At 52.4% G+C, this 26344-nt stretch carries 29 protein-coding genes; 13 read left to right on the top strand and 16 right to left on the bottom strand.

The window, feature by feature from the left end:
* Positions 1-161: 161 nt before the first annotated feature.
* On the top strand, positions 162-647 hold the full coding sequence (gene rraA, locus QNH99_RS00935; protein WP_063877678.1) for a ribonuclease E activity regulator RraA: 486 nt from the start codon (positions 162-164) through the stop codon (positions 645-647).
* Positions 648-700: 53 nt separating this feature from the next.
* On the opposite strand, the gene zapB is transcribed toward rraA, so the two are convergent.
* Positions 701-940: a cell division protein ZapB gene (zapB, locus tag QNH99_RS00930; RefSeq protein ID WP_063877679.1), complete on the bottom strand. Its 240-nt coding sequence runs from the start codon at positions 938-940 to the stop codon at positions 701-703.
* A gap of 417 nt (positions 941-1357) precedes the next feature.
* On the opposite strand from zapB, the gene QNH99_RS00925 reads away from it, so the two are divergent.
* The 3 genes from QNH99_RS00925 to glpX all read left to right on the top strand — a co-directional run bounded on the left by QNH99_RS00925 (position 1358) and on the right by glpX (position 4853).
* The gene (locus tag QNH99_RS00925; protein ID WP_063877681.1) at positions 1358-2206 is read left to right on the top strand and encodes an MIP/aquaporin family protein; all 849 of its coding nucleotides are present in this window, start codon (positions 1358-1360) and stop codon (positions 2204-2206) included.
* A gap of 30 nt (positions 2207-2236) precedes the next feature.
* Entirely contained in the window at positions 2237-3748 is a 1512-nt protein-coding gene (gene glpK, locus QNH99_RS00920) for a glycerol kinase GlpK (protein WP_109718192.1), read from the top strand.
* 94 nt (positions 3749-3842) lie between these two features.
* Positions 3843-4853 carry a class II fructose-bisphosphatase gene (glpX, locus tag QNH99_RS00915; protein WP_063877683.1) on the top strand — a complete coding sequence of 337 codons (1011 nt, stop codon included), beginning with the start codon at positions 3843-3845 and terminating at the stop codon, positions 4851-4853.
* Here the strand turns inward: glpX and emrD are convergent.
* Entirely contained in the window at positions 4843-6036 is a 1194-nt protein-coding gene (emrD, locus tag QNH99_RS00910; RefSeq protein WP_063877684.1) for a multidrug efflux MFS transporter EmrD, read from the bottom strand. The two genes, glpX and emrD, sit on opposite strands and share 11 nt — an antisense overlap.
* A 271-nt stretch (positions 6037-6307) precedes the next feature.
* Here emrD and fpr point away from each other — a divergent pair, with 271 nt between their 5' ends.
* Positions 6308-7054, top strand: coding sequence for a ferredoxin--NADP(+) reductase (gene fpr / locus QNH99_RS00905; RefSeq protein WP_096011098.1), 747 nt, complete (start codon positions 6308-6310; stop codon positions 7052-7054).
* Here fpr and QNH99_RS00900 read toward each other — a convergent pair.
* Entirely contained in the window at positions 7045-7479 is a 435-nt protein-coding gene (locus QNH99_RS00900) for a DUF805 domain-containing protein (RefSeq protein ID WP_063877686.1), read from the bottom strand. The genes fpr and QNH99_RS00900 overlap by 10 nt on opposite strands.
* Before the next feature lie 99 nt (positions 7480-7578).
* Here QNH99_RS00900 and QNH99_RS00895 point away from each other — a divergent pair, with 99 nt between their 5' ends.
* Positions 7579-8169 (top strand): DUF1454 family protein, encoded by a 591-nt coding sequence (locus QNH99_RS00895; protein ID WP_096011100.1) that lies wholly within the window; start codon positions 7579-7581, stop codon positions 8167-8169.
* Between the two features lie 120 nt (positions 8170-8289).
* On the top strand, positions 8290-9057 hold the full coding sequence (gene tpiA, locus QNH99_RS00890) for a triose-phosphate isomerase (RefSeq protein WP_063877688.1): 768 nt from the start codon (positions 8290-8292) through the stop codon (positions 9055-9057).
* Positions 9058-9088: 31 nt separating this feature from the next.
* On the opposite strand, the gene QNH99_RS00885 is transcribed toward tpiA, so the two are convergent.
* The 6 genes from QNH99_RS00885 to cpxP form a co-directional block, all read right to left on the bottom strand.
* Positions 9089-9862 (bottom strand): CDP-diacylglycerol diphosphatase, encoded by a 774-nt coding sequence (locus QNH99_RS00885; protein ID WP_283379236.1) that lies wholly within the window; start codon positions 9860-9862, stop codon positions 9089-9091.
* Positions 9863-9970: 108 nt separating this feature from the next.
* Positions 9971-10960 carry a sulfate ABC transporter substrate-binding protein gene (locus QNH99_RS00880; protein ID WP_096011136.1) on the bottom strand — a complete coding sequence of 330 codons (990 nt, stop codon included), beginning with the start codon at positions 10958-10960 and terminating at the stop codon, positions 9971-9973.
* 146 nt (positions 10961-11106) lie between these two features.
* Complete coding sequence (gene pfkA / locus QNH99_RS00875) at positions 11107-12069, bottom strand: 6-phosphofructokinase (RefSeq protein ID WP_006121288.1); 963 nt, start codon at positions 12067-12069, stop codon at positions 11107-11109.
* Positions 12070-12275: 206 nt separating this feature from the next.
* Positions 12276-13178 carry a CDF family cation-efflux transporter FieF gene (gene fieF, locus QNH99_RS00870; protein WP_063877690.1) on the bottom strand — a complete coding sequence of 301 codons (903 nt, stop codon included), beginning with the start codon at positions 13176-13178 and terminating at the stop codon, positions 12276-12278.
* 240 nt (positions 13179-13418) lie between these two features.
* A complete protein-coding gene (locus QNH99_RS00865) occupies positions 13419-13586 on the bottom strand; it encodes a KGG domain-containing protein (protein ID WP_109718197.1) in 168 nt (55 codons plus the stop codon).
* A gap of 439 nt (positions 13587-14025) precedes the next feature.
* A complete protein-coding gene (cpxP, locus tag QNH99_RS00860; RefSeq protein WP_096011102.1) occupies positions 14026-14535 on the bottom strand; it encodes a cell-envelope stress modulator CpxP in 510 nt (169 codons plus the stop codon).
* A 148-nt stretch (positions 14536-14683) separates the two neighbouring features.
* On the opposite strand from cpxP, the gene cpxR reads away from it, so the two are divergent.
* From cpxR to trmL, 3 genes are read left to right on the top strand one after another with little or no spacing between them, the layout of a single operon-like run.
* Positions 14684-15382 (top strand): envelope stress response regulator transcription factor CpxR, encoded by a 699-nt coding sequence (gene cpxR, locus QNH99_RS00855; RefSeq protein ID WP_063877692.1) that lies wholly within the window; start codon positions 14684-14686, stop codon positions 15380-15382.
* A complete protein-coding gene (gene cpxA, locus QNH99_RS00850; RefSeq protein ID WP_063877693.1) occupies positions 15379-16758 on the top strand; it encodes an envelope stress sensor histidine kinase CpxA in 1380 nt (459 codons plus the stop codon). The genes cpxR and cpxA overlap by 4 nt, the downstream gene beginning before the upstream one ends.
* Positions 16759-16793: 35 nt before the next feature.
* Positions 16794-17267, top strand: coding sequence for a tRNA (uridine(34)/cytosine(34)/5-carboxymethylaminomethyluridine(34)-2'-O)-methyltransferase TrmL (gene trmL / locus QNH99_RS00845; protein ID WP_063877694.1), 474 nt, complete (start codon positions 16794-16796; stop codon positions 17265-17267).
* On the opposite strand, the gene cysE is transcribed toward trmL, so the two are convergent.
* From cysE to QNH99_RS00820, 5 genes are all read right to left on the bottom strand, one after another.
* Positions 17264-18085 (bottom strand): serine O-acetyltransferase, encoded by an 822-nt coding sequence (gene cysE, locus QNH99_RS00840; protein ID WP_063877695.1) that lies wholly within the window; start codon positions 18083-18085, stop codon positions 17264-17266. The two genes, trmL and cysE, sit on opposite strands and share 4 nt — an antisense overlap.
* Positions 18086-18152: 67 nt before the next feature.
* The gene (gpsA, locus tag QNH99_RS00835) at positions 18153-19169 is read right to left on the bottom strand and encodes an NAD(P)H-dependent glycerol-3-phosphate dehydrogenase (protein WP_181377168.1); all 1017 of its coding nucleotides are present in this window, start codon (positions 19167-19169) and stop codon (positions 18153-18155) included.
* Positions 19169-19636, bottom strand: a complete 468-nt coding sequence (secB, locus tag QNH99_RS00830) for a protein-export chaperone SecB (protein WP_109718199.1) — start codon at positions 19634-19636, stop codon at positions 19169-19171. The genes gpsA and secB overlap by 1 nt, the downstream gene beginning before the upstream one ends.
* A 38-nt stretch (positions 19637-19674) precedes the next feature.
* The gene (gene grxC / locus QNH99_RS00825) at positions 19675-19929 is read right to left on the bottom strand and encodes a glutaredoxin 3 (protein WP_063877698.1); all 255 of its coding nucleotides are present in this window, start codon (positions 19927-19929) and stop codon (positions 19675-19677) included.
* Between the two features lie 16 nt (positions 19930-19945).
* Positions 19946-20377, bottom strand: coding sequence for a rhodanese-like domain-containing protein (locus QNH99_RS00820; RefSeq protein WP_096011105.1), 432 nt, complete (start codon positions 20375-20377; stop codon positions 19946-19948).
* 252 nt (positions 20378-20629) lie between these two features.
* Between QNH99_RS00820 and envC the strand changes: the two genes are divergently transcribed.
* On the top strand, positions 20630-21931 hold the full coding sequence (envC, locus tag QNH99_RS00815) for a murein hydrolase activator EnvC (RefSeq protein ID WP_109718224.1): 1302 nt from the start codon (positions 20630-20632) through the stop codon (positions 21929-21931).
* On the top strand, positions 21932-22843 hold the full coding sequence (locus tag QNH99_RS00810) for a divergent polysaccharide deacetylase family protein (RefSeq protein ID WP_410517200.1): 912 nt from the start codon (positions 21932-21934) through the stop codon (positions 22841-22843).
* A gap of 97 nt (positions 22844-22940) precedes the next feature.
* Here QNH99_RS00810 and tdh read toward each other — a convergent pair whose 3' ends face one another.
* On the bottom strand, positions 22941-23969 hold the full coding sequence (gene tdh / locus QNH99_RS00805; RefSeq protein WP_063877701.1) for an L-threonine 3-dehydrogenase: 1029 nt from the start codon (positions 23967-23969) through the stop codon (positions 22941-22943).
* Between the two features lie 9 nt (positions 23970-23978).
* Positions 23979-25175 (bottom strand): glycine C-acetyltransferase, encoded by a 1197-nt coding sequence (locus QNH99_RS00800; RefSeq protein ID WP_063877702.1) that lies wholly within the window; start codon positions 25173-25175, stop codon positions 23979-23981.
* Positions 25176-25403: 228 nt separating this feature from the next.
* Between QNH99_RS00800 and rfaD the strand changes: the two genes are divergently transcribed.
* Positions 25404-26336: an ADP-glyceromanno-heptose 6-epimerase gene (rfaD, locus tag QNH99_RS00795; RefSeq protein ID WP_241568466.1), complete on the top strand. Its 933-nt coding sequence runs from the start codon at positions 25404-25406 to the stop codon at positions 26334-26336.
* Positions 26337-26344 lie beyond the last annotated feature (8 nt).

Genomic DNA, 26344 nt, shown 5'->3' with positions numbered 1-26344 from the left:
CGCTCGCCTGTCCATGTGTTGTATCAAGGCCCAGCCCGTTTGGTTGGGCTTTTTTCTGCATGCGCTTGATGCAATACAGGTCTTTTAAAGCTGATGATTTTGCCAACAATTGACATAAAGCGATATACTTAGCGCTCCTGTGGCAAACAGACGAAACCCTTATGAAATACGATACTTCTGAACTCTGCGACATCTACCACGAAGACGTGAATGTTGTTGAACCGCTTTTTTCAAATTTCGGTGGGCGGACCTCATTCGGCGGTCAGATAACCACAGTGAAATGTTTTGAAGACAACGGTCTGCTTTACGATCTGTTGGAAGAAAACGGTCGGGGCCGCGTGTTGCTGATTGATGGCGGTGGTTCGGTACGCCGCGCCTTAGTGGACGCACAACTTGCCCGGCTGGCGACGCAAAACGAGTGGGAAGGCATCGTGGTTTACGGTTCAGTGCGTCAGGTGGACGAGCTGGAAGAGCTGGAGATTGGCATTCAGGCTATCGCCGCTATTCCGGCAGGCGCCGCAGGTGAAGGCATTGGCGAAAGCGATGTGCGCGTCAATTTTGGTGGCGTCACCTTCTTCTCAGGCGACCATCTCTATGCCGACAATACCGGAATGATTTTATCGGAAGATCCGCTCGACATAGAATAATGTCGGCAAACGAAAACGGGTGCTTAGCACCCGTTTTTCGCATTAGTTGAGGCTTATACCTCTTCCATTTTTCCCAACAGCGCACGCAGGCGTTCTTGCCAGACATGCTGCTCCTCTTTCAGATGCTGATTTTCGCGCACCAGTGCTTCATGGTTGCCAGCAGCATTCTGCGCGTCGTTACGCAGGTTGTTATTCTGCTCTTTCAGCTCTTCAATTTCCATCTGCAGCAAGGTGATAGTATCAATCGCCTGCTGTACTTTTGCTTCCAGTTTCTCAAACACTTCAAATGACATCTTTCTGACCTCTCCTAAAATCCTGCAAGGCGTTGATGATGCCAGCTTTCGCACAAAAGGCGTTTACCAGCAACGTTGTCCCGATTGTATGTAGCCTCATCACGCAAGTCCAGCAACGCGGGCCTGCAGACCGCCGTCAGTAACATTTTTCAGCCTATCCCTAAAATGTTCCTTTTCCGTACGTTTGCTTAGCGAAGCCGGAATAACGCTGCTGAAAACGGCCTGAATGGCGCTTAAGGAAAACCAAAACACGCGAAAACGCGCATTTTTTTGACAGACCACACAAAAATCGATTTCGCTATTTCTCGTTTATGCTCGTTAACGATAAATTAACATCAGCCCTACATTAAAGATGGGCGGCTCAAGGAATGAGAACAAAAACTGATAAAATTTAACCTCGCTTCAGGAACAACTATCATGAGTCAGACTACAACCACACTCAAAGGTCAGTGTATTGCCGAATTTCTGGGTACCGGTTTGATCCTGTTTTTTGGCGCGGGTTGCGTTGCCGCGCTTAAGCTGGCTGGTGCCACGTTTGGCCAATGGGAAATCTGTATCATCTGGGGGCTGGCCGTTTCTATGGCGGTTTACCTCAGCGCAGGTGTGTCAGGTGCCCATCTCAACCCCGCCGTTACTGTCGCACTCTGCCTTTTCGCGAATTTCGAAGGTCGTAAGGTATTGCCTTATATCCTGTCTCAGGTTGCGGGTGCCTTCTGTGGCGCGGCGCTGGTTTACGGACTTTACTACAGCTTGTTTATCAATTTCGAACAAAGTCATAACATGGTACGGGGTTCAGTTGAAAGCCTGAGCCTGGCGGGCATTTTTTCTACCTACCCTAATCCACAGATTGGCGTAGGTCAGGCCTTCCTGGTAGAGATGGTGATCACTGCTGTCTTGATGTCCGTGATTATGGCCCTGACCGATGATGGCAATGGCGTACCGCGTGGCCCGATGGCACCGCTGTTGATTGGCCTTCTGGTTGCCGTTATTGGCGGCTCTATGGGTCCCCTGACCGGCTTTGCCCTTAACCCGGCACGTGACTTCGGTCCGAAAGTATTTGAGTGGCTGGCTGGCTGGGGCACCATTGCCTTCACTGGCGGTCATCAGATTCCTTATTTCCTTGTGCCAATTTTTGGCCCACTGGTCGGTGCTTGCCTGGGTGCCTTTGGTTATCGCGCCCTGATTGGCCGCCATTTACCGGGTGCGGTGATCGCCACACCAACCAGTGACAAACCGATTGCGTCCGCGCATGAACGTAAAGCGTAAGTTCCACTTTTTATCATCAGGAATGAATTTATGACTACCACCGATAAAAAATACATCGTCGCTCTCGATCAGGGCACTACCAGTTCACGTGCTGTTGTGCTGGATCATGACGCGAACATTGTGGCGGTATCGCAACGCGAATTTACCCAAATCTATCCGAAAGCGGGCTGGGTAGAGCACGACCCAATGGATATCTGGGCATCACAGAGTTCTACACTGGTTGAAGTCCTGGCCCATGCCGATATTCGTTCTGATGAAATTGCGGCCATTGGTATTACGAACCAACGTGAAACCGCCATTGTCTGGGATAAAGAAACCGGTAAGCCGGTCTACAACGCCATCGTCTGGCAGGACCCGCGTACTGCTGACTACTGTAATAAGCTGAAGAAAGAAGGTCTGGAAGAGTATATTCAGAAAACCACCGGTCTGGTGATTAACCCTTACTTCTCCGGCACCAAAGTTAAGTGGATTCTGGATAACGTTGAAGGCGCGCGTGATCGTGCAAAACGTGGCGAGCTGCTGTTTGGTACGGTTGACACCTGGCTGGTGTGGAAGATGACCCAGGGCCGCGTCCATATCACCGATTACACCAACGCCTCACGTACCATGCTGTTCAACATCCATAAGCTTGAGTGGGATGAGCGCATGCTGGAGATCCTTGATATTCCGCGTGAGATGCTGCCAGAAGTGAAATCCTCGTCTGAGGTTTACGGGCAGACGAACATCGGTGGTAAAGGCGGTACGCGTATTCCTATCGCGGGTATTGCAGGCGACCAGCAGGCGGCGCTTTACGGCCAGTTGTGTGTCCAGCCGGGTATGGCGAAAAACACCTACGGCACCGGCTGCTTTATGCTGATGAATACCGGTACCGAAGCGGTTACCTCAACGCATGGCCTGCTGACGACTATCGCCTGCGGTCCACGTGGCGAAGTCAACTACGCACTGGAAGGCGCGGTCTTTATCGGTGGCGCGGCCATTCAGTGGCTTCGCGATGAGATGAAGCTGATCAGCGATTCCGCTGACTCTGAATACTTTGCAATGAAAGTGAAAGATTCTAACGGTGTGTATATGGTTCCCGCCTTCACCGGCCTGGGCGCACCTTACTGGGACCCCTATGCACGTGGCGCGCTGTTCGGCCTGACTCGTGGTGCCAATGCTAACCACATCATCCGTGCAACGCTGGAGTCCATTGCTTACCAAACGCGTGACGTCCTGGAAGCCATGCAGAATGATGCCAACACGCGCCTGCAGGCACTGCGTGTGGACGGTGGTGCGGTTGCCAACAACTTCCTGATGCAGTTCCAGTCAGACATTCTTGGTACACGCGTTGAGCGCCCTGAAGTGCGTGAAGTGACTGCACTGGGTGCCGCGTATCTGGCGGGTCTGGCCGTGGGCTTCTGGCAGGATCTGGAAGAAGTCCGCGCCAAAGCCGTTATTGAGCGCGAATTCCGTCCAACACTGGAAACCACAGAGCGTAACTTCCGTTATGCTGGCTGGAAGAAAGCGGTTGCTCGCGCGCAAGCGTGGGAAGAACAAGAGTAATACGCACTACGCCCGCGACGTCCACCGTCGCGGGTCTTTTCCCCGCCTCCTCCCTCCGCTAAACTGCCAGCCTGTTTTTTGTCAGGTACATGCAATGAAACGAGAACTTGCCATTGAATTTTCCCGCGTAACCGAAGCTGCTGCACTGGCTGGTTATAAATGGTTAGGGCGCGGCGACAAGAATGAAGCCGACGGTGCAGCCGTCCACGCCATGCGCCATGTTTTAAATACCATCCAGATCGACGGCCAGATTGTGATTGGCGAAGGGGAAATTGATGAAGCCCCGATGCTCTACATCGGCGAAAAAGTCGGTACCGGCCAGGGCGATGCGGTGGATATTGCCGTTGATCCTATTGAAGGCACCCGTATGACGGCCATGGGACAGGCGAATGCACTTGCCGTTATGGCTGTCGGTGACAGAGGCAGTTTTCTTCATGCGCCTGACATGTATATGGAGAAGCTTATCGTCGGCCCGGCGGCGCGCGGTCATATCAATCTGGATCTGCCGCTTGAGATCAACCTGCGCAATATTGCCATCGCCATGAATAAACCGTTGTCACAGCTCACCGTGTCCATTCTGGCAAAGCCGCGCCATGACGCCGTTATCCAACAGCTTAAGCAGCTGGGCGTACGGATATTCGCTTTCCCGGATGGGGACGTGGCGGCCTCCATTCTTACCTGTATGCCCGACAGTGAAGTTGACGTGATGTACGGCATTGGCGGTGCGCCTGAAGGCGTGGTGTCCGCTGCGGTGATTCGTGCGCTGGATGGGGATATGCAGGGCAGATTACTGGCCCGGCATGATGTAAAAGGTGACAGCGAAGAGAACCGGCGGATTGGGGAATATGAGCTGAAGCGTTGTGCTGGCATGGGGATTGAAGCCGGCAAGGTGCTGCCACTCCAGGCGATGGCGCGTAACGATAACGTGATCTTTGCCGCCACCGGCATCACCAGCGGCGACCTGCTGAAAGGCATTACCCGTCAGGGCAATATGGCCACCAGCGAAACCCTGTTAATTCGCGGCAAATCGCGCACGATTCGCCGCATCCAGTCAGTGCATTATCTTGACCGCAAAGATCCCGCACTGCATCCCTTTATCCTGTAACCGCATGATTTTCGCCGGCTGGCTGCCGTGAAAGCGGGAGCCAGCATAGCAACATCACCAGGGCAGTAATAAACATCAGCATGCCAAGGCTGAACTGATCGCGCTGTGGCATGAGCGCCGACAGCGAAGCCACCAGCCCGGAACCCAGGTTCTGCAGACCACCAATCAATGCGCCCGCGCTTCCTGCCAGCCAGGCATAAGGTTCCATTGCGCCGGATGTCGCCAGGGGAAACAACATACCCGCACCAAAGAAGAACAGCGATGCCGGTACCAACAGTGTCCAGATAGTCATGATGCCAAACCAGGCCGGTACCCACATGAGCACCGCCGCCAGCAGGCAACTGTTTACCCCAAACCACATCAGGCTGTGCCAGGAACGCTGCTCGCGCCCGGCGAACCAGGCACCAAAGAAGGCGGCCGGGATAGGCAAGATAAACAAAATACTCACGGTGAAACTGTTCAGGCCAAGCACGCCACCGAGAAGTACGCCACAGCTGGCCTCAAATACGGCAATGCCCGACAGCGCGCCAACCAACAGCAGCAGATAGCGAACGAAATTCGCATCGCGTAACAACCGGATATAGCGCGTAAAGAACGGCGTGACTTCGGTAGTGACGGGGCGCGTTTCCGGTAGCCAGCGCGCCATAGCAATCGTCACGATCAGACACAGCACCAGCAGAAAAGCGAAACAGGCATGCCAGCCAAACAGCTGCGTTAACAGCGCGCCAATAACCGGTGCGACTAAGGGGCTGGCGAGCACGCCCATGTTGAGCCAGCTGTTCGCCTGACGTAAGGCATGACCGTTATAGAGGTCGCGCGGCATAGTACGCGCCATCACGCCAGCCACGCCGGTGCCCGCGCCCTGAATCGCACTGCCGAGCACCAGCATATCCAGCGACGAGGCCATCATGGCGGTGATCGAGCCGATCATAAAGATCGCCATTCCTGCCAGGATCACCGGGCGACGTCCAACGCTGTCAGACAGCGGTCCGTAGATCAGCTGCGATCCGCCATAGGTGATTAAATACGCCGCCATCACATGCTGCATCATGCCATTACGCACCTGCAGCGCATCCGCCATCGCCGCCATGGCGGGCACGTAGATGGTCTGCGCCATTTGCCCTACTGCAACCAGCGCAATGAGCATGACCAGCAACGGACGATTTTCTATTTTTTTCATCATGATTGAACAAAAGGTCTGTATGAACATGAACGTTTAAGCAGCACAAATAACGGCTGAAACGGGTTGTGGCAGGAAAATATCAGGATTTCATGACAAAGCGAGTCATTAATGAAAAGTGAGTGTTCAATTCACGTCAATAATGGCTACCAGGTTGTAAACTTAACAATACAGTTTGTCGATTAGAGCCTTTGCAGCCTGACAGACTGGTAATCTGCCAGTGCAGTAGAGAAGATGCTTATTCGCCTGACGATTCAACGCTGAAGGAGTAACCATGGCCGAGTGGATCAATGCTCAAGTAAAGGAAGTGAAAAACTGGACCGACGCGCTGTTTAGCCTGCGGATTAAGGCCCCCATTGCTCCGTTTAGCGCTGGCCAGTATGCAAAGCTGGCGCTGGAGATCGAGGGCGAACGCGTGCAACGTGCCTACTCTTACGTCAATGCACCGAATGACGACCTGCTTGAGTTCTACTTAGTCACCGTGCCTGACGGTAAGCTAAGCCCCCATCTTCAGGCGCTGCGTCCCGGTGAGCAGGTCATGATTACCAAAGATGCTGCAGGCTTTTTTATCCTGGATGAAGTGCCGGACTGTCAGACCTTATGGATGCTGGCAACCGGTACGGCCGTCGGTCCTTATCTGTCGATTTTGCAGCAGGGCGACGGTCTGGATCGCTTCGATAACATCGTGTTAGTGCATGCCGCGCGTTACGCAGCCGACCTCAGCTTTTTGCCTCTCATGCAGCAACTTCAGCAAATCTACAACGGCAAGCTGCAGGTGATTACGGTCGTCAGCCGTGAAGAAAGTATGGGCTCATTGACCGGTCGTGTGCCGGCATTAATCGAAAGTGGCGAGCTGGAGCGGGCGGCCGGTTTACCTATAGAGGCAGAAACCAGCCACGTGATGGTCTGCGGCAACCCGCAGATGGTACGTGACACGCAGCAGTTGTTGAAAGAGACACGTGGCATGCGCAAGCACCTCAAGCGCAAGCCCGGTCATATCACCAGTGAGAACTACTGGTAACTCGCACGTTTCAGACGTAAAGGCACCGGCGTGGCACCAAAGCGGTTATCGCCGGCGGTGCCACGAAACACGCCAAGGTCCAGAATGAATCCTGCCAGAATGATAAAAGGCAGCACGCGCCCGATCACCCACTGCAGGATATCGCCGGTCATGCTCCAGTTGCCCGCCATCAGCAGCCAGGCGGCAATCAGTAACAGCGCCCAATAACCCCGGCGATCGCGATCGTGCAGGCGCTTAACCAGGATGGCGCTGGCGGGCCACAATAAACACACGATGCCAAACGCGGCCATTTGTGTATCTACCAGATCGTTACCGGCCAGAAAAAACAGCACGCTGGTTAACAGTAACCAGATCGCCTGCCAGAGCCAGAAATCCCGGCGCCCGATGCGGCCCCGAAAAGAGAAAAACCATTGCTGTAATATCATGCACCTTCCTCCAGACAAAATTTTACGCTGCACGCTTTTGACCTTGAAGGTAAAAACCGTTCTAATTTGATATCGAGTTTATTGGTCAGGGCCGACAACATGAAGAATTTGCCAGGCGTACTGTTGCTGAGTCTTGCGCTAACGGTTCCGGTTTTTGCTGCCGATCCGCCACCCCTCGACAAGGCAGAACATATGCCTACCGCGCCCTACCTGTTAACGGGTGCGCCCACGCTGGATATGACTATCGGCCAGTTTCGTGAAAAATATAATCTGGCGAATCCACAACTGCCGCTGCTGGAGTACCGCGCCATTGATTCCCGCGATGAAAAAACCGATCTGACGCGGGCAGCCACCAAGATTAACGAAACGCTTTACTCTTCCACGGCGCTTGAGCCTGGCACGGGTAAAATTAAAACGCTGCAGATCACCTGGCTCCCGGTACCGGGCCCTGATCAGAGTGCGTCCCAGGCCAAAGCCATGGATTATATGACCGCTCTGTTACGTTTTTTTGTGCCGGGACTCACGCCAGAAGAGGGACGTAAAAAGCTGGAAACGCTGCTTAAATCGGGCAAAGGCTCACGATACTACGAGCACGTTGAAGGTGCACTGCGTTTTGTGGTTTCCGACAACGGGGATAAAGGATTAACCTTTGCCATTGAGCCGGTAAAACTTGCGCTCGCCGCGCCCTGATGGTCGGGGCAAAAATGACGAAAAGCAAAGCCACGACGTTATTTGATCTCTATACTGTCTGGCAGACAACGTTGCCCCGGGGCAGCGCCATTTCATGTATCGCGTTATGCGGAGGATAGAATGCGACATCCACTGGTTATGGGTAACTGGAAGTTGAATGGCAGCAAGCATATGACAGCCGAACTGATCGACGGTCTGCGTAAAGAACTGTCGGGCGTTGAGGGTTGTGGCGTTGCTATCGCCCCGCCCGCGCTCTATCTTGATCAGGCGAAACATGCCATCTCCGGTAGCCACATCGCACTGGGTGCTCAAAACGTTGATGTGAACCTCTCTGGCGCATTCACCGGCGAAGTGTCCGCTGAAATGCTGAAAGATATTGGCGCGAAATACATCATCATTGGTCACTCAGAACGTCGCACTTATCATAAAGAGAGTGACGAGTTCATTGCGAAAAAATATGCCGTGTTGAAAGCGACGGGCCTGGTGCCGGTTCTTTGCATCGGTGAAACCGAAGCAGAAAACGAAGCGGGCAAAACGGAAGAAGTCTGTGCACGTCAGCTTGATGCCGTGCTGACCACTCAAGGCGCTGAAGCATTTAAAGACGCGGTCATCGCTTACGAGCCGGTATGGGCGATCGGTACCGGGAAGTCAGCCACTCCTGCTCAGGCGCAGGCGGTTCACAAATTTATTCGTGACCATATTGCCAAAAAAGATGCTGCCATCGCTGAGCAAGTGATTATTCAGTACGGTGGTTCAGTTAACGATAAAAATGCTGCCGAGCTGTTTACTCAGCCGGACATCGACGGTGCACTGGTTGGTGGCGCATCACTGAAAGCCGATGCGTTTGCCGTGATCGTTAAAGCCGCTGCGGCGGCTAAACAACGCTAACCGGCGATTAAGCACAGCATAAGCGGCCTCATCAGGCCGCTTTTTTTATGGGTTGTAGCAGGGCGCAGTCGTGATCCTGCACCTCCTCTGCCGATCCCTTATTCAGCAAAAGCCAGTTGCGCTCTACCGCCATCAGCACCAGACGACCATCGGATAAGCCAGTCAGTGCCATGCCGTATTTCCCCATTGCATTCTTAGCATCCGGGACTTCAGACGCTAACCGGATAAAGACACTCTGTTGATCCAGTTCCGCCTGACTGAGCACCCGCACAATATAGTGATGGTTCAGAAAGGTAACATCCTTCCACTGCGCATTGAGAGTCGGTGCCAGTCCATCCAGTTGCTGACGGACATCGGGCCGTAAGCAGGAAATATGAATATGCAGCTGGTTTTGGGTACGCCCGTATTCGGAATTGATCGCCAGCGACAGCACCGTGTCTTTAATGGGCGAACCGAATTTCTGCGCCACTACGCCTCTGTCCTGCCAGGCAAAGCTGAAAAAATTGGGTGTGGCTGTGCTGAGCAACCGCGGGCTTTCGATGCCGGTTATCTTATCAACGGGAATTAACAGGTATTGCAAGGGGCCGTTACGGTCTTTGAGCAGTGTATAACGCTGCTGCAGATCGACTCGCTCGCAAGGCGCGGGTTGCCCGTTATTCTGCTGATTGGGTACGCACTTTTCGCTGACGATCTGCCAAAGCGCATCGGCATTGCCTTTAACATGAAGGGAAGCTATCCCCATTCCTGTCACGACAAGCACCAGCAGAAACGCAATGATGATGAAGGCCCGACGATTTGCCTGCATAGTTACCCTCTCCATACTGAATCAGTCAGCATCCTCGCCTGACAGTGCCGGAATGTCACGCATAAAAAAACCAGCGTTTCCGCTGGCTTAGATTGTGTCAGTCAATCGTTACGGCTTCATGACCTGGTCATAGGTGCCGCCGTCCGCGAAGTGGGTTTTTTGTGCTTTAGCCCAACCCCCGAATTTGTCGTCCACGGTAAACAGTTTTACAGGGGCAAAGGTGCTGGCGAACTTCTTCGCAACCTCAGCATTGCGCGGACGATAGTAGTTTTCGGCGGCAATCGTCTGTCCCTCGGTCGAGTAGAGGTACTTCAGATAGGCCTCAGCCACGGGACGAGTTCCCTTCTCATCAACCACCTTATCCACCACGGAAACCGTTGGCTCTGCCAGAATAGACTCGCCTGGGGTGACGATCTCAAATTTGTCTTTGCCCAGCTTATTCACGGCCAGGTACGCCTCATTTTCCCAGGCGATGAGAACATCACCGATGCCGCGCTCAACAAAGGTGTTGGTCGCGCCGCGCGCGCCGGAGTCCTGTACTTCGACATTTTTAAACAGGGCTTTCACATAACTCAGTGCTTTTGCCTGATCGCCGTTGTTGTGATCCAGCGCCCAGCCCCAGGCTGCCAGGTAATTCCAGCGAGCACCACCTGAAGTTTTGGGATTAGGCGTGATGACGGAAACACCGGGTTTAATCAGATCGTTCCAGTCATGAATCCCTTTGGGGTTGCCTTTACGAACCAGGAACACAATCGTGGATGTATAAGGTGCCGAATTATCCGGCAGACGCTTAATCCAGTTCTTATCAATACGACCGCGTTCAGCAATAGCATCGATATCAGACTGCAGCGCCAGCGTCACAACGTCAGCACGAATGCCGTTTATGACGGATGTCGCCTGTTTGCCTGAACCACCATGCGACTGGCGGACCACCACGTCATCGCCCGTTTCCTGTTTATAGTGCGCACTGAAGGCCTTGTTGTATTGCTCATACAGTTCACGGGTGGGATCGTAAGAAACGTTTAACAGCTGGATATCCTTCGCCAGAACACTGCCTGATGCCAGTAACAAGCTAATACCAATGGCCCATTTATTCATTACGCACTCTCCCAGTTCATTATGGGACAAGCGTGACATAAACTTTTTCAGAGCTAAAAGAATTAAAAATAAGCGGTTATAACTTTGGGGAATATAGGAAAGGCGTAAGGGCATACCGTTAAGCATGCCCGTTAAGGCTGAGAAAATCAGTAAAGCTGTTTCGCCGTATCCATCCAGTCACGTTTGAACGGACGCTTCATGTTCTCAATCGCATCGATGATATCGTGATGAACCATCTTGTCGTTCTGGATACCTACGCAACGGCCACCGTAGCCCTGCATGAGCAGTTCGATGGAATAGGCACCCATACGTGACGCCAGAATGCGGTCATAGGCACAAGGTGCGCCGCCACGTTGAATGTGGCCCAGAACCGTGGCGCGCGTTTCGCGTTTGGTTTCAGTCTCAATAAAGCGCGCCAGATCGTCGATGTCACAAATGTGCTCAGTGATGGCAACAATCGCATGCTTTTTGCCTTTCGCAATACCGGCTTTAATTTCTGCCACAAGCTCTTCGCGGGTGTATGGAATTTCTGGCAACACGATAAATTCGCACCCGCCGGCAATGGCGGCAGCCAGGGTCAAATCACCACAATAACGGCCCATCACTTCGACGATGGAGATACGCTGGTGTGATGAAGAGGTATCGCGCAGGCGGTCAATGGCTTCAACCACCGTCTCCAGTGCCGTAAAGTAGCCAATGGTGTAATCAGTACCGGCAACATCATTATCGATAGTGCCTGGCAGGCCAATACAGGGGAAACCCATCTCGGTCAGTCGCTTCGCCCCCATATAGGAGCCATCTCCGCCAATAACGACGAGCGCATCAATACCGCGTTTTTTCAGGTTTTCAATGGCCACCTGGCGAACATCATCATTACGAAACTCAGGAAAGCGCGCTGAACCCAGAAAAGTGCCGCCGCGATTAATCATATCGGACACGCTGTAACGGTCGAGATTGATCATGCGATCTTCGTACAAACCCTGATAGCCGTCATAGATACCAAAAACTTCCAGCCCTTCACTTAATGCGGACCGAACTACGCCGCGAATGGCTGCGTTCATGCCTGGGGCGTCACCGCCGCTGGTCAGTACACCAATTTTTTTGATCATGACAACCTCTGGATTGTTCAAAGCTAAGGGTTAATCCGGCCTGTTCAACGCTGATAAACACGATTGTGATGAGCGCGACATATGATGGCAGATAGTATATCAAAGGCCTGCGGCTGAATTGATTCAGGTCAGACAACTTTTCACTAATTTTTTGCAGTAATGTTAACGATATGCCGTTTCCATTTTGTTAACTTAATTCATGTAAGTTAAAAGTTAAAAGAATCCTGCTTTTCAAACGGTACCACAGAACAGGGATCCTGATGAATAATGACGTCCGAACCGGGAAAAGCTTTTCGCAGCGCTTTCTCTACCTGATCGGCGATACGATGTGCCTGGACGAGCGGTAGTTGATCTTCAAGCTCAACGTGAAGCTGGATGAACTTTGTCGGGCCAGACTGACGCGTTCGCACATCGTGTATCCCCTGCACGCCCGGCCAGTTGGATGAAATCGAAATGATTTGTTGCCGCTCTTCGTCGGGTAAGGCTCTGTCGAGTAACGACTGTACCGCCTCATAACCCATACGCAATGCACTAAAAAGAATATAGACACCAATGCCGAGCGCAAACAGCGCATCGGCACGCGTGAAACCGTAGCTGCTTAATATCAGCGCCACCAGAATAGCGCCGTTCATAAACACATCGGACTGATAGTGCAGCATATCTGCCCGAATGGCCTGGCTGCGGGTTTTTCGCACGACCCAGCGTTGAAAGGTGACCAGAAATAACGTCGAAACCAGAGCCACCAGGGTCACAATGATCCCGATGCCGGGCGAGCGCAGTTCATTGGGGGACGCGAGATGCTGAATACCGGTGAGAAAGAGGAAAAGTGCTGAACCCGAAATAAACATGCTTTGTGCCAGTGCCGCCAGTGATTCGGCTTTACCATGACCAAACGTATGGTCCGCATCGGCAGGCTGTAAGGAATAACGCACCACCAGCAGGTTAGTAAGAGAAGCGGCGATATCAACCAATGAATCCACCAGCGCTGCCAGCAAACTCACCGATCCTGTGTACCACCAGGCAAAAATCTTCACGATCAACAGGATGGAAGCAAGCAGCGTCGCCGCAACTGCCGCAGATTGTATTAACTTTCCGTACGAAGCCTGCATGCCATCACTCCATGGACATCATTACTGAGAACGTAAAGCAGAATGAGAGAAGGGATAAGTTTAACACCATAGGCAGCGTCGCGCCTGACTGTTCAACTGCCATGGAGAGTCATGAGGAAGGTGTATTTCGGAAGGGAATTAGCCTGGTACTTCGCCCCATCCTGATGTAAGACGGGGCGAATTGCCTGTCTGGACAGGCGCCAAATCAACGTGCAGATTTGGTTCAGTGCTTAGCAGCCGTTACTTTTTGCCGCCTTTCTTGCCCGCTTCGGAGGCTTTTTCGGGGTTATTTTTGAAATTACCGCCGCCGCCGCCATTGCCGCTGCTCTTACCGCCTTTCTTACCGGCTTCAGACGCTTTTTGCGGGTTGTCTGCGAAATTACCTGAACCACCACGATGCTCTGCCATAATTTACTCCGTTAATAGATTAATTCGGACTACATGATGTGGTTGCTGCTCTCCGTTAATTTCGTAAGTACATCGGCGTCCATGCTGAGACAATTTAAGTGTAGGTGGGGGCAATTAACGTGCAAGCGGAACGGGATATTTCCAGCTAATTGAAATATAAATGAAATTAAATCGAATTCGAAAATAACACATAAATATCAGCAAGTTGAAAACCATAAAGAGAAATGAAATATGCGCAATGAGGGAAAGCAGCAAAAAGCGGAATGAATAAAAAACAGGAAGAAAACCAAAGGCATTTCATATTTACCCGGTTCGGGGCAGGAATTGTAAGTTTATCGTAAATGATAAATAACAGATAAAAAAAACCCCCTCATCATGAGGGGGAAGACAGGGATGTGTCTATGGCAAGGAAAACAGGGATACTATTTACTACTGGTCACTACTGGTTACTACTGGTACGACTCACGGGTTGCAGCGATGATGCTGGCTGCAGATTCGAGAGCTTGCGTAATGTGTTTAAACGCTGCTCGTAATTCTTCTGTAACGCGGCTTGCTGATCGGGCGTTAACAGGTGATACATCTGATTACGGACCCGCGCCATCTCAACCTGCTGTTCGACCTGAACTCTGGCAATGGCTTCGGCTTTATTGCGGATGGCCGCTTCGTTAAATTTATCTGCAGTCACCAGATCATGCATGGCTGCGATATCATCAATGTTCGTTGCAGGACGCTCATGTCGGGCTTGCTGCATAAGGTCACGCATCTGCTGTCTTTGATGTTCCGTCAACTCAATGCCGTCGAACATGTGACTTTGCGAATTTTGCGTCATACTGCCTGTCGTAAATCCGCCGTGATGCACCTCATCAAGCGCCATCGACTCTGCTGCTCTTGCGCTGGCGTTACAGAGAACCATCGCTGAGGCAATAACGACGGCGGTTAATTTGCGCATCGTTTACTCCAGTTCGTTCTGTTTTGCGATTCAACGATAGCCAGTGTACGGCGACAGCTGCAAACATCCGTCAGGGGGTGTAAAAGTACGTAAAGCGATGGATTGGTATCATAGGAACACGCTATTTTGCCTGCGGAGGGCTACAAAAATGAATAAAATCCTGTTGGTAGATGATGACCGCGAATTAACTTCGCTTTTGAAAGAGCTGTTAGAAATGGAAGGGTTTGAAGTCGTGGTCGCCAGTGATGGTGAGCAAGCGTTGAACCTGCTCGATAACTCAATTGATTTGCTTTTACTGGACGTCATGATGCCGAAGAAAAACGGTATCGACACCCTGAAAGAATTACGCCAGCAATACCAGACGCCCGTCATTATGCTCACCGCACGTGGAAGCGAGCTGGACCGCGTGCTGGGCCTTGAACTGGGTGCTGATGACTATCTGCCAAAACCCTTCAACGATCGTGAGCTGGTCGCGCGTATCCGCGCTATCCTGCGCCGCTCGAACTGGAGTGAACAACAGCAGCAACACGACAACAGTTCACCGACGCTCGAAGTTGACTGTCTGCGCCTGAATCCGGGTCGTCAGGAAGCCAGTTTCGACAGTGAAACGCTGGATCTCACCGGCACGGAATTCACCCTGCTTTATCTTTTGGCACAGCATTTGGGTCAGGTTGTCTCTCGCGAGCACCTTAGCCAGGAAGTTCTGGGTAAGCGCCTTACGCCTTTTGACCGCGCCATTGATATGCACATCTCCAACCTGCGTCGTAAGCTTCCCGAACGCCGTGACGGCCATCCGTGGTTTAAAACCTTACGTGGCCGCGGCTACCTGATGGTTTCTGCATCATGATAGGAAGTTTGACTACCCGCATCTTTGCTATCTTCTGGCTGACGCTGGCGCTGGTATTGATGCTGGTGCTCATGGTACCCAAGCTCGACTCACGTCAGATGACGGCGCTACTGGAAAGCGAGCAGCGTCAGGGGACGATGATAGAGCAGCACGTTGAAGCAGAGCTATCGCGCGATCCCCCGAATGATTTGATGTGGTGGCGGCGCTTATTTCGGGCTATTGAGAAATGGGCACCGCCCGGTCAACGCTTGCTGTTAGTCACCAGCGAAGGCCGGGTCATTGGCGCGCAGCATAATGAAATGCAGGTTATCCGTAACTTTATCGGTCAATCAGATAATGCCGACCATCCGCAAAAGAAAAAGTATGGTCGGGTCGAGATGGTCGGCCCCTTCGCTGTACGCGATGGGGAAGATAATTATCAGCTCTATCTGATCCGTCCCGCCAGCAGCTCTCAACTGGACTTTATTAACCTGCTGTTTGACCGGCCTCTGCTGTTGCTTATCGTTACCATGCTGATTAGCTCACCGCTTCTGCTCTGGCTGGCATGGAGCCTGGCGCGTCCAGCGCGAAAACTCAAATACGCGGCGGATGAAGTTGCCAGCGGCAACCTGCGTCAGCATCCAGAACTGGAATCTGGCCCGCAGGAGTTTCTGGCCGCGGGTTCCAGCTTCAACCAGATGGTCAGTGCGCTGGAACGTATGATGAACGGTCAGCAACGCTTACTGTCCGATATCAGCCACGAATTGCGTACGCCACTGACGCGATTACAGCTGGCTACGGCTCTGCTGCGTCGCCGTCATGGCGAAGGCAAAGAGCTGGAGCGCATTGAGATGGAAGCTCAGCGACTGGATGGCATGATTAATGACCTGCTTGTGCTGTCGAGAACGCAGCACAAGAATGCGCTGGTCAGTGAAGCCATGAAGGCGAATCAACTCTGGAACGACGTGCTGGAAGATGCCAGGTTTGAAGCGGAGCAAATGGGCAAAACCCTGGAGATTCCTTATCCTCCTGGCCCCTGGCCGCTTTACGGTAATCCGCATGCGCTCGAAAGCGCCCTGGAGAACATTGTGCGTAATGCTTTACGCTACTCACATACGCATATCAGCGTCAGTTTTTCAGTTGATATTTCGGGCATTACGGTGCACGTTGATGACGATGGTCCTGGCGTGAGCCCGGAAGATCGCGAGCAGATATTCCGCCCTTTCTACCGAACGGATGAAGCCCGGGACAGGGAATCCGGCGGCACAGGTCTGGGGCTGGCGATTGTGGAAACGGCCATACAGCAACATCGTGGATGGGTCAAAGCGGATGACAGCCCACTCGGTGGCTTGCGTCTTACTATCTGGCTCCCACTCTACTCCTCTGCAAGGCAATAATTTGCTATGCTTCGGCCCTCGTTATCGGGGGCCTTATGCTTAACATCGTATTATTTGAACCAGAAATCCCACCTAACACAGGCAATATTATTCGCCTGTGTGCGAATACCGGTTTCCAGCTCCACCTGATTGAGCCGCTTGGCTTTGCCTGGGACGATAAACGTCTTCGCCGTGCGGGGCTGGATTACCACGAATTTACCGCCATCAAATTTCATGCTGATTATCCGGCTTTTCTCGCAACAGAGCAGCCTGGGCGCCTGTTTGCGCTAACCACGAAAGGCACACCGGCACACAGTGCGGTCAGCTATCAGCGAGGTGATTATTTGCTGTTTGGCCCGGAAAGCCGTGGGTTACCTGCAGAGGTGTTGCAGGCATTGCCTGCAGAGCAAAAAATACGCATTCCCATGATGGCGGAAAGCCGCAGCATGAACCTGTCTAATGCGGTATCGGTTGTGGTGTACGAAGCGTGGCGCCAACTCGACTATGCTGGCGCACTGATCAAATCCTAAATACCATCACCAAACTGGAAGCCGGCACCATTGCCGTTAAAGTGTTGATCCATATCCATTGACGGCTTTTCACTGCCGGGCTTACCGACGATGCGGGCAGGGACACCGGCAGCAGTCGTATGCGGTGGAATAGATTGCAATACGACAGAACCGGCCCCAATTTTGGCACCGCGCCCTACCTCGATATTGCCCAGGATTTTTGCACCAGCACCAATCATCACGCCTTCACGAATTTTCGGATGGCGGTCTCCGCTGGTTTTACCGGTGCCGCCAAGCGTGACTGACTGCAAAATTGAGACATCGTTTTCCACAACGGCTGTCTCACCGATCACAATGCCGGTCGCATGATCCAGCATGATCCCGTGACCGATTTTTGCAGCCGGATGAATATCCACGGCAAACGAGACAGACACTTCGTTCTGCAGATATACCGCTAAGGCGCGTCGACCTTCATTCCACAGCCAGTGTCCAATGCGATGTGCCTGAAGAGCATGAAATCCTTTCAGATAAAGCAGTGGCGTGGAATATTTATCAACCGCGGGATCGCGCAGGCGTACCGCCTGAATATCACAGGCCGCAGAGGCAATCATTGAGGGATCTTCACGGTATGCTTCTTCGACCACTTCACGAATAGCGATAGCAGGCATAATTGGATTAGCCAGTTTATTCGCCAGCATATAGCTCAGGGCACTGCCAAGATTCTCGTGCTTGAGCAATGTCGCGTGGTAAAAGCTGGCCAGCATCGGCTCGCAGTCTGCCAGCGCTCGTGCTTCTGCCTTGATATTATTCCAGACCAGTTCTAACTCATCAGACGACATGCTGTTTTCTCCCGATAAAAAAAGCGCCTTAACCGGCGCTACAGGTGATGATGCCTGGCTCCCTGCTTTAGTTTGTACTGTTTTCGTCCTTCCTTGAACGCCCCAGCAGGCTTAATGCTGCATCTCGTGCCGGTTTTCCGCAATAGAGCACCTGATAAATCTGTTCGGTAATCGGCATTTCGACCCCGACGCGTGCGGCCAGTGCTTTGACTTCTTTGGTGTTTCTGTAACCTTCTACAACTTGTCCGATAATGCGCTGCGCACCATCAACATCTTCGCCCTGTCCGAGCATCATGCCAAAACGGCGGTTTCGCGACTGATTATCGGTACAGGTTAGCACCAGGTCACCCAGACCGGCCATGCCCATAAACGTCGTCGGATCGGCACCCAGCGCCGCGCCAAGACGACTCATCTCAGCCAGTCCGCGGGTAATTAAGGCTGTTCGGGCGTTTGCGCCAAAACCGATGCCGTCTGACATCCCGGCACCAATCGCAATCACGTTTTTCACTGCGCCGCCCAGCTGAACCCCAATAAAATCGGGATTACTGTATACGCGAAAGCTTTTGCCGCAGTGCAGTCGCGCCTGCAAATCATCCGCAAATTGTGAATCGGTGGCCGCCAGAGCAATCGCCGTCGGTAAACCCGCAGCCAACTCTTTCGCAAACGTTGGGCCGGAGATCACCGCCAGTGGAATCGCCTCACCCAGGATTTCCCGTGCAACGTCCTGCAGCAGACGACCGGTTTCTTTTTCCAGCCCTTTCGTCGCCCAGACAATGCGTGAGTCATCGCGCAAACCGGGTTTGATCTGCGTCAGCACATCGCCAAAAACGTGGCTGGGCACGACAACCAGCAGATCGCGGCTGGCAGCGATGACACTCGCCAGATCGGGTTCAACAGTCAGATTATCGGGAAAAGGAACATCAGGCAGGAAAGCAAGATTGCAGCGGTCGGACTGCAGTTGTGCCATATGAGCGGGATTGTGGCCCCACAACAACACCGGATGGCCATTGCGGGCCAGCGTAATCGCCAAAGCGGTGCCGTATGAACCGGCACCGATGACGCTAATCGAAGCGTGAGTACTCATCAGGCATCCTGATGTTGCGCAGCACCTTCTTCGCCTTGCTGCTGCAGATAGTTCATGAACAGCGCATCAAAGTTCACTGGCGCAAGGTTGAGTTGCGGGAACGTTCCACGGGAAACAAGGCTGGTGATACATTCACGGGCATACGGGAACAGGATATTCGGACAGTAAGCGCCCAGGCAATGCGCCATCTGAGTACCGTCAATGCCGCCGATGGTGAAAATACCGGCCTGCTGAACTTCACACAGGAAAGCGGTCTCTTCGCCAACGGTCGCGGTTACGGTCACACGCAGCACCACTTCATACACTTCATCAGCCAGCTGCGAAGAAGCAGTATCCAGATCCAGCTTAACGTCTGGTTCCCACTCTTTCTGAAACACTTGTGGCGCGTTCGGCGCTTCAAAAGAAATATCTTTCGTGTAAACGCGCTGAATCTGGAATTGCATTTCGTTAGTGTTATGTTCTGACATGTGACTAAGTCCTGTAAGTTAAAATGTCTGGCGTAAAACTACGCCTGAAGTAACGGATCTAAACCTTCACGATCGTTCAGCGCCATCAGATCGTCGCAGCCACCAATATGCTGACCGTCGATAAAAATCTGCGGGACGGTAGTCCGACCACTGCGCTTAATCATCTCTTCGCGTTTTGCCATGTCCCCATCGATGGGAATCTCCTGGAACGCCACGCCTTTTTGACTCAGTAGCGCTTTTGCCCGGTGGCAATAAGGACAGGTTGCTTTAATGTAAATCTCAACGTTTGCCATAGGGACCTCAGGATGATTATTTACCGCGAACCAGCGGCAGATTTTCGCCGCTCCAACCGCTGATACCGTCTTTCAGAACGGACACCTGGTTGAATCCGGCCGCACTCAGATGTGCAGCAGGATCGGCTGCGCTTTGTCCGGTTGCACATACCACAATTATGGGCTGTGCTTTGTGCTTTTCCAACTCACCCAGACTGCCTTTCTTGATATCTGCGGCAGCCACATTAATCGCGCCCGAAATATGACCCTTGCGGTAATCGTCACGCGAACGCACGTCTACTACCACCGCGTCCTCTTTGTTAATAAGTCGGGTTGCTTCACCTCGACTGATCGTTTTTACTTTAGAGAACATTCCTTTAACGGTGGTCACAATCACCAATATAAGTAATACGACCCATGCCAGACTCAGGACGGGGTGATTGCTTGCAAACTGCATAATTTCTTGCATGAGGGGTAACGACTCCAGACCGGGCTAATAAGCTAAAACAAGGCTTCTGAGTATACCTGCGCCACTTCGCATGTACAGACGCTAAGCGGACAGAGTGAAGATTTGTGCGTCATTTTCCAAAAAAATGAGCGGAATGGCAAAAATGACGTGACGCTGGTGCCTTGTCCTGATGAAAATGGATCACTCTGGGAAAGCAAAAGCCGGTCGGCAATGCTGGTAAGCAACTGTTCATCGTGGAATAATCATCGACCTATGAAGGGAAAGATAACCGTTCTACCAACATGGACTCGTTACAACGGTCGCATCCTGCCGTTGTTCACCCGCTTGTCCGCCCTGTCTTTTAGCCTGCTTTATGCGGGCATGTTGCTTTTCCCTGTGCCCGGCGTGGCTGCGGATGACAATAAAGCGCAACTGAAATCTATTCAGCAAGAAATTGCAGAAAAAGAAAAAAGCGTAAAAGCGCAAAAAGTTCAGCGTAGTCAGTTGCTCAATCAGTTGCAGAGTCAGGAAAAAATCATTGCTCAGGCAAGTCGACAGTTGCGGGAAACCCGTAACAGCCTGTCGGCCCTGAATGGTGAAATCACGCAGGTCACCGCCTCGGTTTCCCGCCTTGAGAAACAGCAGGCTCAACAGGAAAAACTGCTTGCAGAACAGTTGGACGCGGCTTTCCGCCAGGGTCAGCATAAAGGCCTGCAACTCCTGTTAGGGGGCGAAGAGAGCCAGCGCAGCGAACGTATTCTGGCTTACTTTGGTTATCTGAATACCGCACGCCAGGAAAATATCACCGCCCTGCAAACTACCCGTCAGGAATTAGCCCAACAGCGCGCGTCACTGGAACAAAAGCAGCAACAACAGAAATCGCTGTTAACACAGCAGCAAGAACAACAAGACAAACTCCAGCAAGCCAGCGCAGCCCGTAAAAAAACTCTGACCTCTCTGGAAAGTGCGCTGCAGAAAGATCAGGCTGACCTGGTTGAGATGCGTCAGAACGAAAGCCGTCTGCAAGATAAAATTGCCCGTGCCGAACGTGAAGCCCGTGAGCGCGCAGCCCGTGAAGCACGCGAGGCAGAAAAAGTGCGTCAGCGTCAGGTGCAGGCTAAAGCCAAAGGCTCCAGCTATCAGCCAACACAAAGCGAGCGCGAACTGATGGCGCGAACAGGTGGACTGGGCCGCCCCAACGGTCAGGATATCTGGCCAGTACGGGGCCGCGTCGAGCATCGCTTTGGCGAGGAGCTGCAGGGTGAATTACGCTGGAAAGGCCTGGTCATTGCCGCCCCAGAGGGTACAGAAGTCAAAGCCATTGCCGATGGTCGTGTGTTGATGGCCGACTGGTTGCAAGGTTATGGTCTGGTCGTGGTCATCGAGCATGGTAAAGGGGATATGAGCCTGTATGGTTATAACCAAAGTGCGCTGGTCAGCGTGGGTGCCCAAGTGAAAGCAGGCCAGCCTGTTGCGCTGGTCGGCACCAGCGGTGGTCGCGGAACGCCTTCGCTCTACTTTGAAATCCGACGTCAGGGCAAGGCGGTCAACCCCATTCCGTGGTTAGGGAAATAAGTGCTACATCATCGTCATAAGATCACCGCGTTGTTGTGCGGCTTGCTGCTCAGTTGCGCGGCCCAGGCTGCTAAGCTCGCCATCGTTATTGATGATTTCGGCTATCGGCCGACGGAAGAGAATAAAGTACTGCAAATGCCGCAGGCGATTTCTATTGCCGTGCTTCCCGATGCGCCTTATGCCCGCCAGATGGCGACTAAAGCGCATAACGGCGGGCGTGAAGTGCTGATTCACCTGCCTATGGCACCGTTAAGTAAGCAACCGCTTGAAAAAAACACCTTAACGCCCGAAATGAGCAGCGCGGAAATTGAGCGCATCATTCGGAGTGCGGTGAATAATGTCCCCTATGCGGTGGGACTGAATAATCATATGGGCAGCAAAATGACTTCCAGCCTGCCCGGTATGCAAAAAGTCATGCAGGTGCTTAATCAGTACAACCTGTATTTCCTCGACAGCATGACGATTGGTAACAGCCAGTCACTGCAGGCCGCGCAGGGAACGCACGTCAGAGTACTCAAGCGCCGCGTATTCCTGGATGACAGTCAGGACATCAATTCGATTCGTCAGCAATTTAGCCGGGCAGTCAAGCTAGCCCAGCGGGATGGCTACGCTATTGCGATCGGTCATCCGCATCCTAATACCGTGCGTGTGCTGCAACAAATGTTGCCCTCCTTGCCGGCGGATATCACCCTGGTGACACCGGGCCAGTTACTGAATGAGCCGCTGCGCAACGGCAACACCTCGCCGACTAACACTCCGCCACGCAGCAAGCCATCGCAGGGTTTCCAGCCGCCGGGTGAATGTAAAGTGAAGCAGCCGCTGGCGCCCGTACCGGCTACGCGCGCGCTGGGCGTGATTGGAGAAAGCATCACAGAAAGTCCGCTTTATCACCGGCTCGATGAATTCTTCTGAAATATGCTGCACCCGGCATTAAACCGGGTGCAGCATATTTACACTACGCAAACTTACGTCATCTCACCCTGTGTTTGATGAGCACTCACGGGCTCAATTATGCCCAGTTCAAAATCACTTTTCCCGACTGCCCTGAGCGCATTTCGTCGAACCCCTGCTGGAAATCATCGATAGCATAACGATGGGTAATGATCGGTGTAAGATCTAACCCTGACTGAATCAGTGCGGCCATTTTATACCAGGTTTCAAACATCTCTCGTCCGTATATCCCTTTGATAAACAGCCCTTTGAATATCACCTGGTTCCAGTCGATGGCCATTTCTCCGGGAGGAATGCCAAGCAAGGCGAGCCGACCACCGTGATTCATCACCTCAAGCAGGGTTCGAAAAGCAGGTGGTGCGCCTGACATTTCTAATCCCACGTCGAAGCCTTCTTTCATATCCAGTGACTGCATGACCTCACGCAGATCTTGTTTTGCGACATTGACTGCGCGGGTTACACCCATTTTGCGGGCCAGCTCAAGGCGATAATCATTGATGTCGGTAATCACGACATTACGCGCACCGACATGCCGGCACACGGCCGCGGCCATAATACCGATAGGGCCGGCACCGGAAATAAGCACGTCTTCCCCGACCAGGTCGAAGGATAAAGCGGTATGTACCGCGTTGCCGAAAGGATCAAAAATCGCCGCCAGTTCGTCGGAGATATTGTCGGGAATTTTGAACGCATTAAAGGCGGGAATAACCAGATATTCAGCAAAACACCCTTGCCGGTTAACGCCCACGCCTTGGGTATTGCGACACAGATGGGTACGACCGGCACGGCAGTTGCGACAGTGCCCGCACGTTATGTGGCCTTCGCCAGAAACCCGATCGCCAATGTTAAATCCCTTTACCTCCTGACCGATAGCGACGACCTCGCCCACATATTCATGGCCGACAATCATAGGCACCGGAATCGTTTTACGTGACCAGTCGTCCCAGTTATAGATATGTACGTCAGTCCCGCAGATGGCGGTTTTGCGAATTTTTATCAATAAATCGTTATGACCCGGCTCGGGAACCGGCGCATCAGTCACCATCCAGATGCCCTGCTCTTTTTTCAACTTAGCCAGTGCTTTCATGGTCAATCCTCAGGCGATGACGCCAAGTTGTTTACCAATACGCGTGAAAGCCGCCACCGCCGTTTCCAGTTGCTGCTGGCTGTGTGCTGCTGAAATTTGGGTTCGGATTCGCGCCTGACCTTTTGGCACAACCGGATAGAAAAACCCGGTAACATAGATACCTTCATGTTGTAACAGCTGAGCAAATTCCTGCGCGACGCTGGCTTCTCCCAGCATGACGGGAATGATGGCGTGATCGGCACCAGCCAGCGTAAAGCCTGCCGATGTCATTTTTTCGCGGAAGAAGCGTGCGTTGTCCCACAGGCGCTGACGCAGACCGTCGCCTTCGCTTAATAAATCCAGTACGCGAATAGAGGCCGCCACAATCGCCGGTGCCAGGGAGTTAGAGAACAGGTAAGGTCGTGAGCGCTGGCGTAGCCATTCCACTACCTCTGCTTTTGCCGCGGTGTATCCGCCCGATGCACCGCCCAGCGCCTTGCCCAGAGTGCCGGTGATAATGTCTACCCTGCCCATGACCTCGCAATACTCGTGGGTGCCACGACCGGCGTTACCCACAAAACCCACCGCATGGGAATCATCCACCATGACCAGCGCTGAATATTCGTCTGCCAGATCGCAAATGGCTTTCAGATTGGCGATCACGCCGTCCATTGAAAACACACCATCCGTCGCAATCATCACTGTCTGCGCACCGTTATCCCTGGCTTCCTGAAGGCGGGCGCGCAGTTGGGTCATGTCATTGTTGGCATAACGATAGCGCTGTGCTTTGCACAAGCGGACACCATCGATAATCGACGCATGATTAAGCGCATCTGAAATGATGGCATCTTCCGCGCCAAGTAAGGTTTCAAACAGCCCACCGTTGGCATCAAAACAGGAGGAATAAAGAATGGCGTCCTCCATGCCAAGAAAGTCAGCCAGTTTTTTTTCCAGTTGTTTGTGCATATCCTGCGTACCGCAGATAAAGCGCACCGACGCCATGCCAAAGCCGTGTGAATCCATGCCCTCTTTAGCGGCCTGAATTAAGGCTGGATGGTTAGCCAGGCCAAGATAGTTATTGGCGCAAAAGTTAATGACAGGATGGTTATGTCCGACCTCAATCTCCGCCTGTTGCGCGGAGGTAATGATGCGTTCTTTTTTAAATAAACCTTCACGCTGGGCGGCGTCGAGTTGCTGTCGGATATGTTGGTAAAAATGCACTGGCATTATTCTGCTCCTGATAAGGTAGGAATGAGGCAAATATTACTGAACATATCGCCTTTCTACGCTTAATCGACCAACAGAATGTTAATTTTGCAGCATAGTTCACGTCGTTAAGAGGTATGAGTAACGCCTTACAGAGTCATCTGGCTGTCTGTGACGGGATGAAATGTTATGATGTAAGCATTACGTGTGAAACGTCCCGTTTCACCCCAAAACTTCAAAGGTAACAGTATGATTATCGTCACCGGTGGCGCAGGAATGATCGGCAGCAATATCGTTAAAACGCTGAACGATCGCGGTCACAACGACATTCTGGTCGTGGATAACCTGAAAGATGGCACCAAGTTCGTGAATCTTGCCGATCTGGACATCGCTGATTACATGGATAAAGAAGAATTTTTGACCTACATCATGTCCGGTGAAGACCTCGGTACGATTGAAGCGGTTTTCCATGAAGGTGCCTGCTCAGCCACCACTGAGTGGGATGGCAAGTACATGATGGACAACAACTATCAGTACTCTAAAGATCTGCTGCACTTCTGTCTGGAGCGTGAAATTCCGTTCCTTTACGCGTCGTCGGCCGCCACCTACGGCGGACGTAACGAGAATTTTATTGAAGAGCGTCAGTACGAGCAGCCGCTAAACGTTTACGGCTACTCCAAAATGCTGTTCGACCACTATGTTCGTCAGATCCTGCCTGAAGCCACCTCGCCGGTATGCGGTTTTCGCTACTTCAACGTTTACGGCCCGCGTGAAGGTCACAAAGGCAGCATGGCAAGCGTGGCATTTCATCTGAACACGCAGATCAGTAATGATGAAAATCCAAAACTGTTTGAAGGCAGCGACAGCTTCAAACGTGATTTCATCCATGTTGATGATGTGGTGTCCGTGAATTTGTGGTGCTGGGAGAATGGGATTTCCGGCATTTATAACTGCGGAACAGGCCGTGCCGAATCCTTCCAGGAAGTGGCCGATGCCGTGCTTAACTTTCACCAGAAAGGCCAGATTGAATACATTCCATTCCCTGACAAATTGAAAGGCCGCTATCAGGCTTACACACAGGCCGACCTGTCAAAATTACGCGCAGCGGGTTATGACAAACCGTTTAAAACCGTGGCACAGGGTGTGTCTGAATATATGGTTTGGTTAAACCGTAACGTCTAAAGGAACGG

It is taken from the genome of Pantoea allii (assembly GCF_046529425.1).
Lineage (GTDB): Bacteria > Pseudomonadota > Gammaproteobacteria > Enterobacterales > Enterobacteriaceae > Pantoea > Pantoea allii.
Note: the sequence above shows the minus strand (reverse complement) of the source record. Positions and strands in the feature narration are given on the sequence as shown.

What these genes read in the sequence shown, in the direction of transcription:
- QNH99_RS00900 (WP_063877686.1), bottom strand. Translation starts at nt 7,479, where the DNA reads ATGATATTACAGCAATGGTTTTTCTCTTTTCGGGGCCGCATCGGGCGC.
- glpK (WP_109718192.1), top strand. Translation starts at nt 2,237, where the DNA reads ATGACTACCACCGATAAAAAATACATCGTCGCTCTCGATCAGGGCACT.
- rfaD (WP_241568466.1), top strand. Translation starts at nt 25,404, where the DNA reads ATGATTATCGTCACCGGTGGCGCAGGAATGATCGGCAGCAATATCGTT.
- rraA (WP_063877678.1), top strand. Translation starts at nt 162, where the DNA reads ATGAAATACGATACTTCTGAACTCTGCGACATCTACCACGAAGACGTG.
- envC (WP_109718224.1), top strand. Translation starts at nt 20,630, where the DNA reads ATGAAGGGAAAGATAACCGTTCTACCAACATGGACTCGTTACAACGGT.
- gpsA (WP_181377168.1), bottom strand. Translation starts at nt 19,169, where the DNA reads ATGAGTACTCACGCTTCGATTAGCGTCATCGGTGCCGGTTCATACGGC.
- zapB (WP_063877679.1), bottom strand. Translation starts at nt 940, where the DNA reads ATGTCATTTGAAGTGTTTGAGAAACTGGAAGCAAAAGTACAGCAGGCG.
- QNH99_RS00925 (WP_063877681.1), top strand. Translation starts at nt 1,358, where the DNA reads ATGAGTCAGACTACAACCACACTCAAAGGTCAGTGTATTGCCGAATTT.
- QNH99_RS00880 (WP_096011136.1), bottom strand. Translation starts at nt 10,960, where the DNA reads ATGAATAAATGGGCCATTGGTATTAGCTTGTTACTGGCATCAGGCAGT.
- QNH99_RS00895 (WP_096011100.1), top strand. Translation starts at nt 7,579, where the DNA reads ATGAAGAATTTGCCAGGCGTACTGTTGCTGAGTCTTGCGCTAACGGTT.
- QNH99_RS00885 (WP_283379236.1), bottom strand. Translation starts at nt 9,862, where the DNA reads ATGCAGGCAAATCGTCGGGCCTTCATCATCATTGCGTTTCTGCTGGTG.
- grxC (WP_063877698.1), bottom strand. Translation starts at nt 19,929, where the DNA reads ATGGCAAACGTTGAGATTTACATTAAAGCAACCTGTCCTTATTGCCAC.
- tdh (WP_063877701.1), bottom strand. Translation starts at nt 23,969, where the DNA reads ATGAAAGCACTGGCTAAGTTGAAAAAAGAGCAGGGCATCTGGATGGTG.
- trmL (WP_063877694.1), top strand. Translation starts at nt 16,794, where the DNA reads ATGCTTAACATCGTATTATTTGAACCAGAAATCCCACCTAACACAGGC.
- emrD (WP_063877684.1), bottom strand. Translation starts at nt 6,036, where the DNA reads ATGATGAAAAAAATAGAAAATCGTCCGTTGCTGGTCATGCTCATTGCG.
- fpr (WP_096011098.1), top strand. Translation starts at nt 6,308, where the DNA reads ATGGCCGAGTGGATCAATGCTCAAGTAAAGGAAGTGAAAAACTGGACC.
- cpxR (WP_063877692.1), top strand. Translation starts at nt 14,684, where the DNA reads ATGAATAAAATCCTGTTGGTAGATGATGACCGCGAATTAACTTCGCTT.
- QNH99_RS00865 (WP_109718197.1), bottom strand. Translation starts at nt 13,586, where the DNA reads ATGGCAGAGCATCGTGGTGGTTCAGGTAATTTCGCAGACAACCCGCAA.
- fieF (WP_063877690.1), bottom strand. Translation starts at nt 13,178, where the DNA reads ATGCAGGCTTCGTACGGAAAGTTAATACAATCTGCGGCAGTTGCGGCG.
- secB (WP_109718199.1), bottom strand. Translation starts at nt 19,636, where the DNA reads ATGTCAGAACATAACACTAACGAAATGCAATTCCAGATTCAGCGCGTT.
- glpX (WP_063877683.1), top strand. Translation starts at nt 3,843, where the DNA reads ATGAAACGAGAACTTGCCATTGAATTTTCCCGCGTAACCGAAGCTGCT.
- tpiA (WP_063877688.1), top strand. Translation starts at nt 8,290, where the DNA reads ATGCGACATCCACTGGTTATGGGTAACTGGAAGTTGAATGGCAGCAAG.
- cpxP (WP_096011102.1), bottom strand. Translation starts at nt 14,535, where the DNA reads ATGCGCAAATTAACCGCCGTCGTTATTGCCTCAGCGATGGTTCTCTGT.
- cysE (WP_063877695.1), bottom strand. Translation starts at nt 18,085, where the DNA reads ATGTCGTCTGATGAGTTAGAACTGGTCTGGAATAATATCAAGGCAGAA.
- QNH99_RS00820 (WP_096011105.1), bottom strand. Translation starts at nt 20,377, where the DNA reads ATGCAAGAAATTATGCAGTTTGCAAGCAATCACCCCGTCCTGAGTCTG.
- QNH99_RS00800 (WP_063877702.1), bottom strand. Translation starts at nt 25,175, where the DNA reads ATGCCAGTGCATTTTTACCAACATATCCGACAGCAACTCGACGCCGCC.
- pfkA (WP_006121288.1), bottom strand. Translation starts at nt 12,069, where the DNA reads ATGATCAAAAAAATTGGTGTACTGACCAGCGGCGGTGACGCCCCAGGC.
- cpxA (WP_063877693.1), top strand. Translation starts at nt 15,379, where the DNA reads ATGATAGGAAGTTTGACTACCCGCATCTTTGCTATCTTCTGGCTGACG.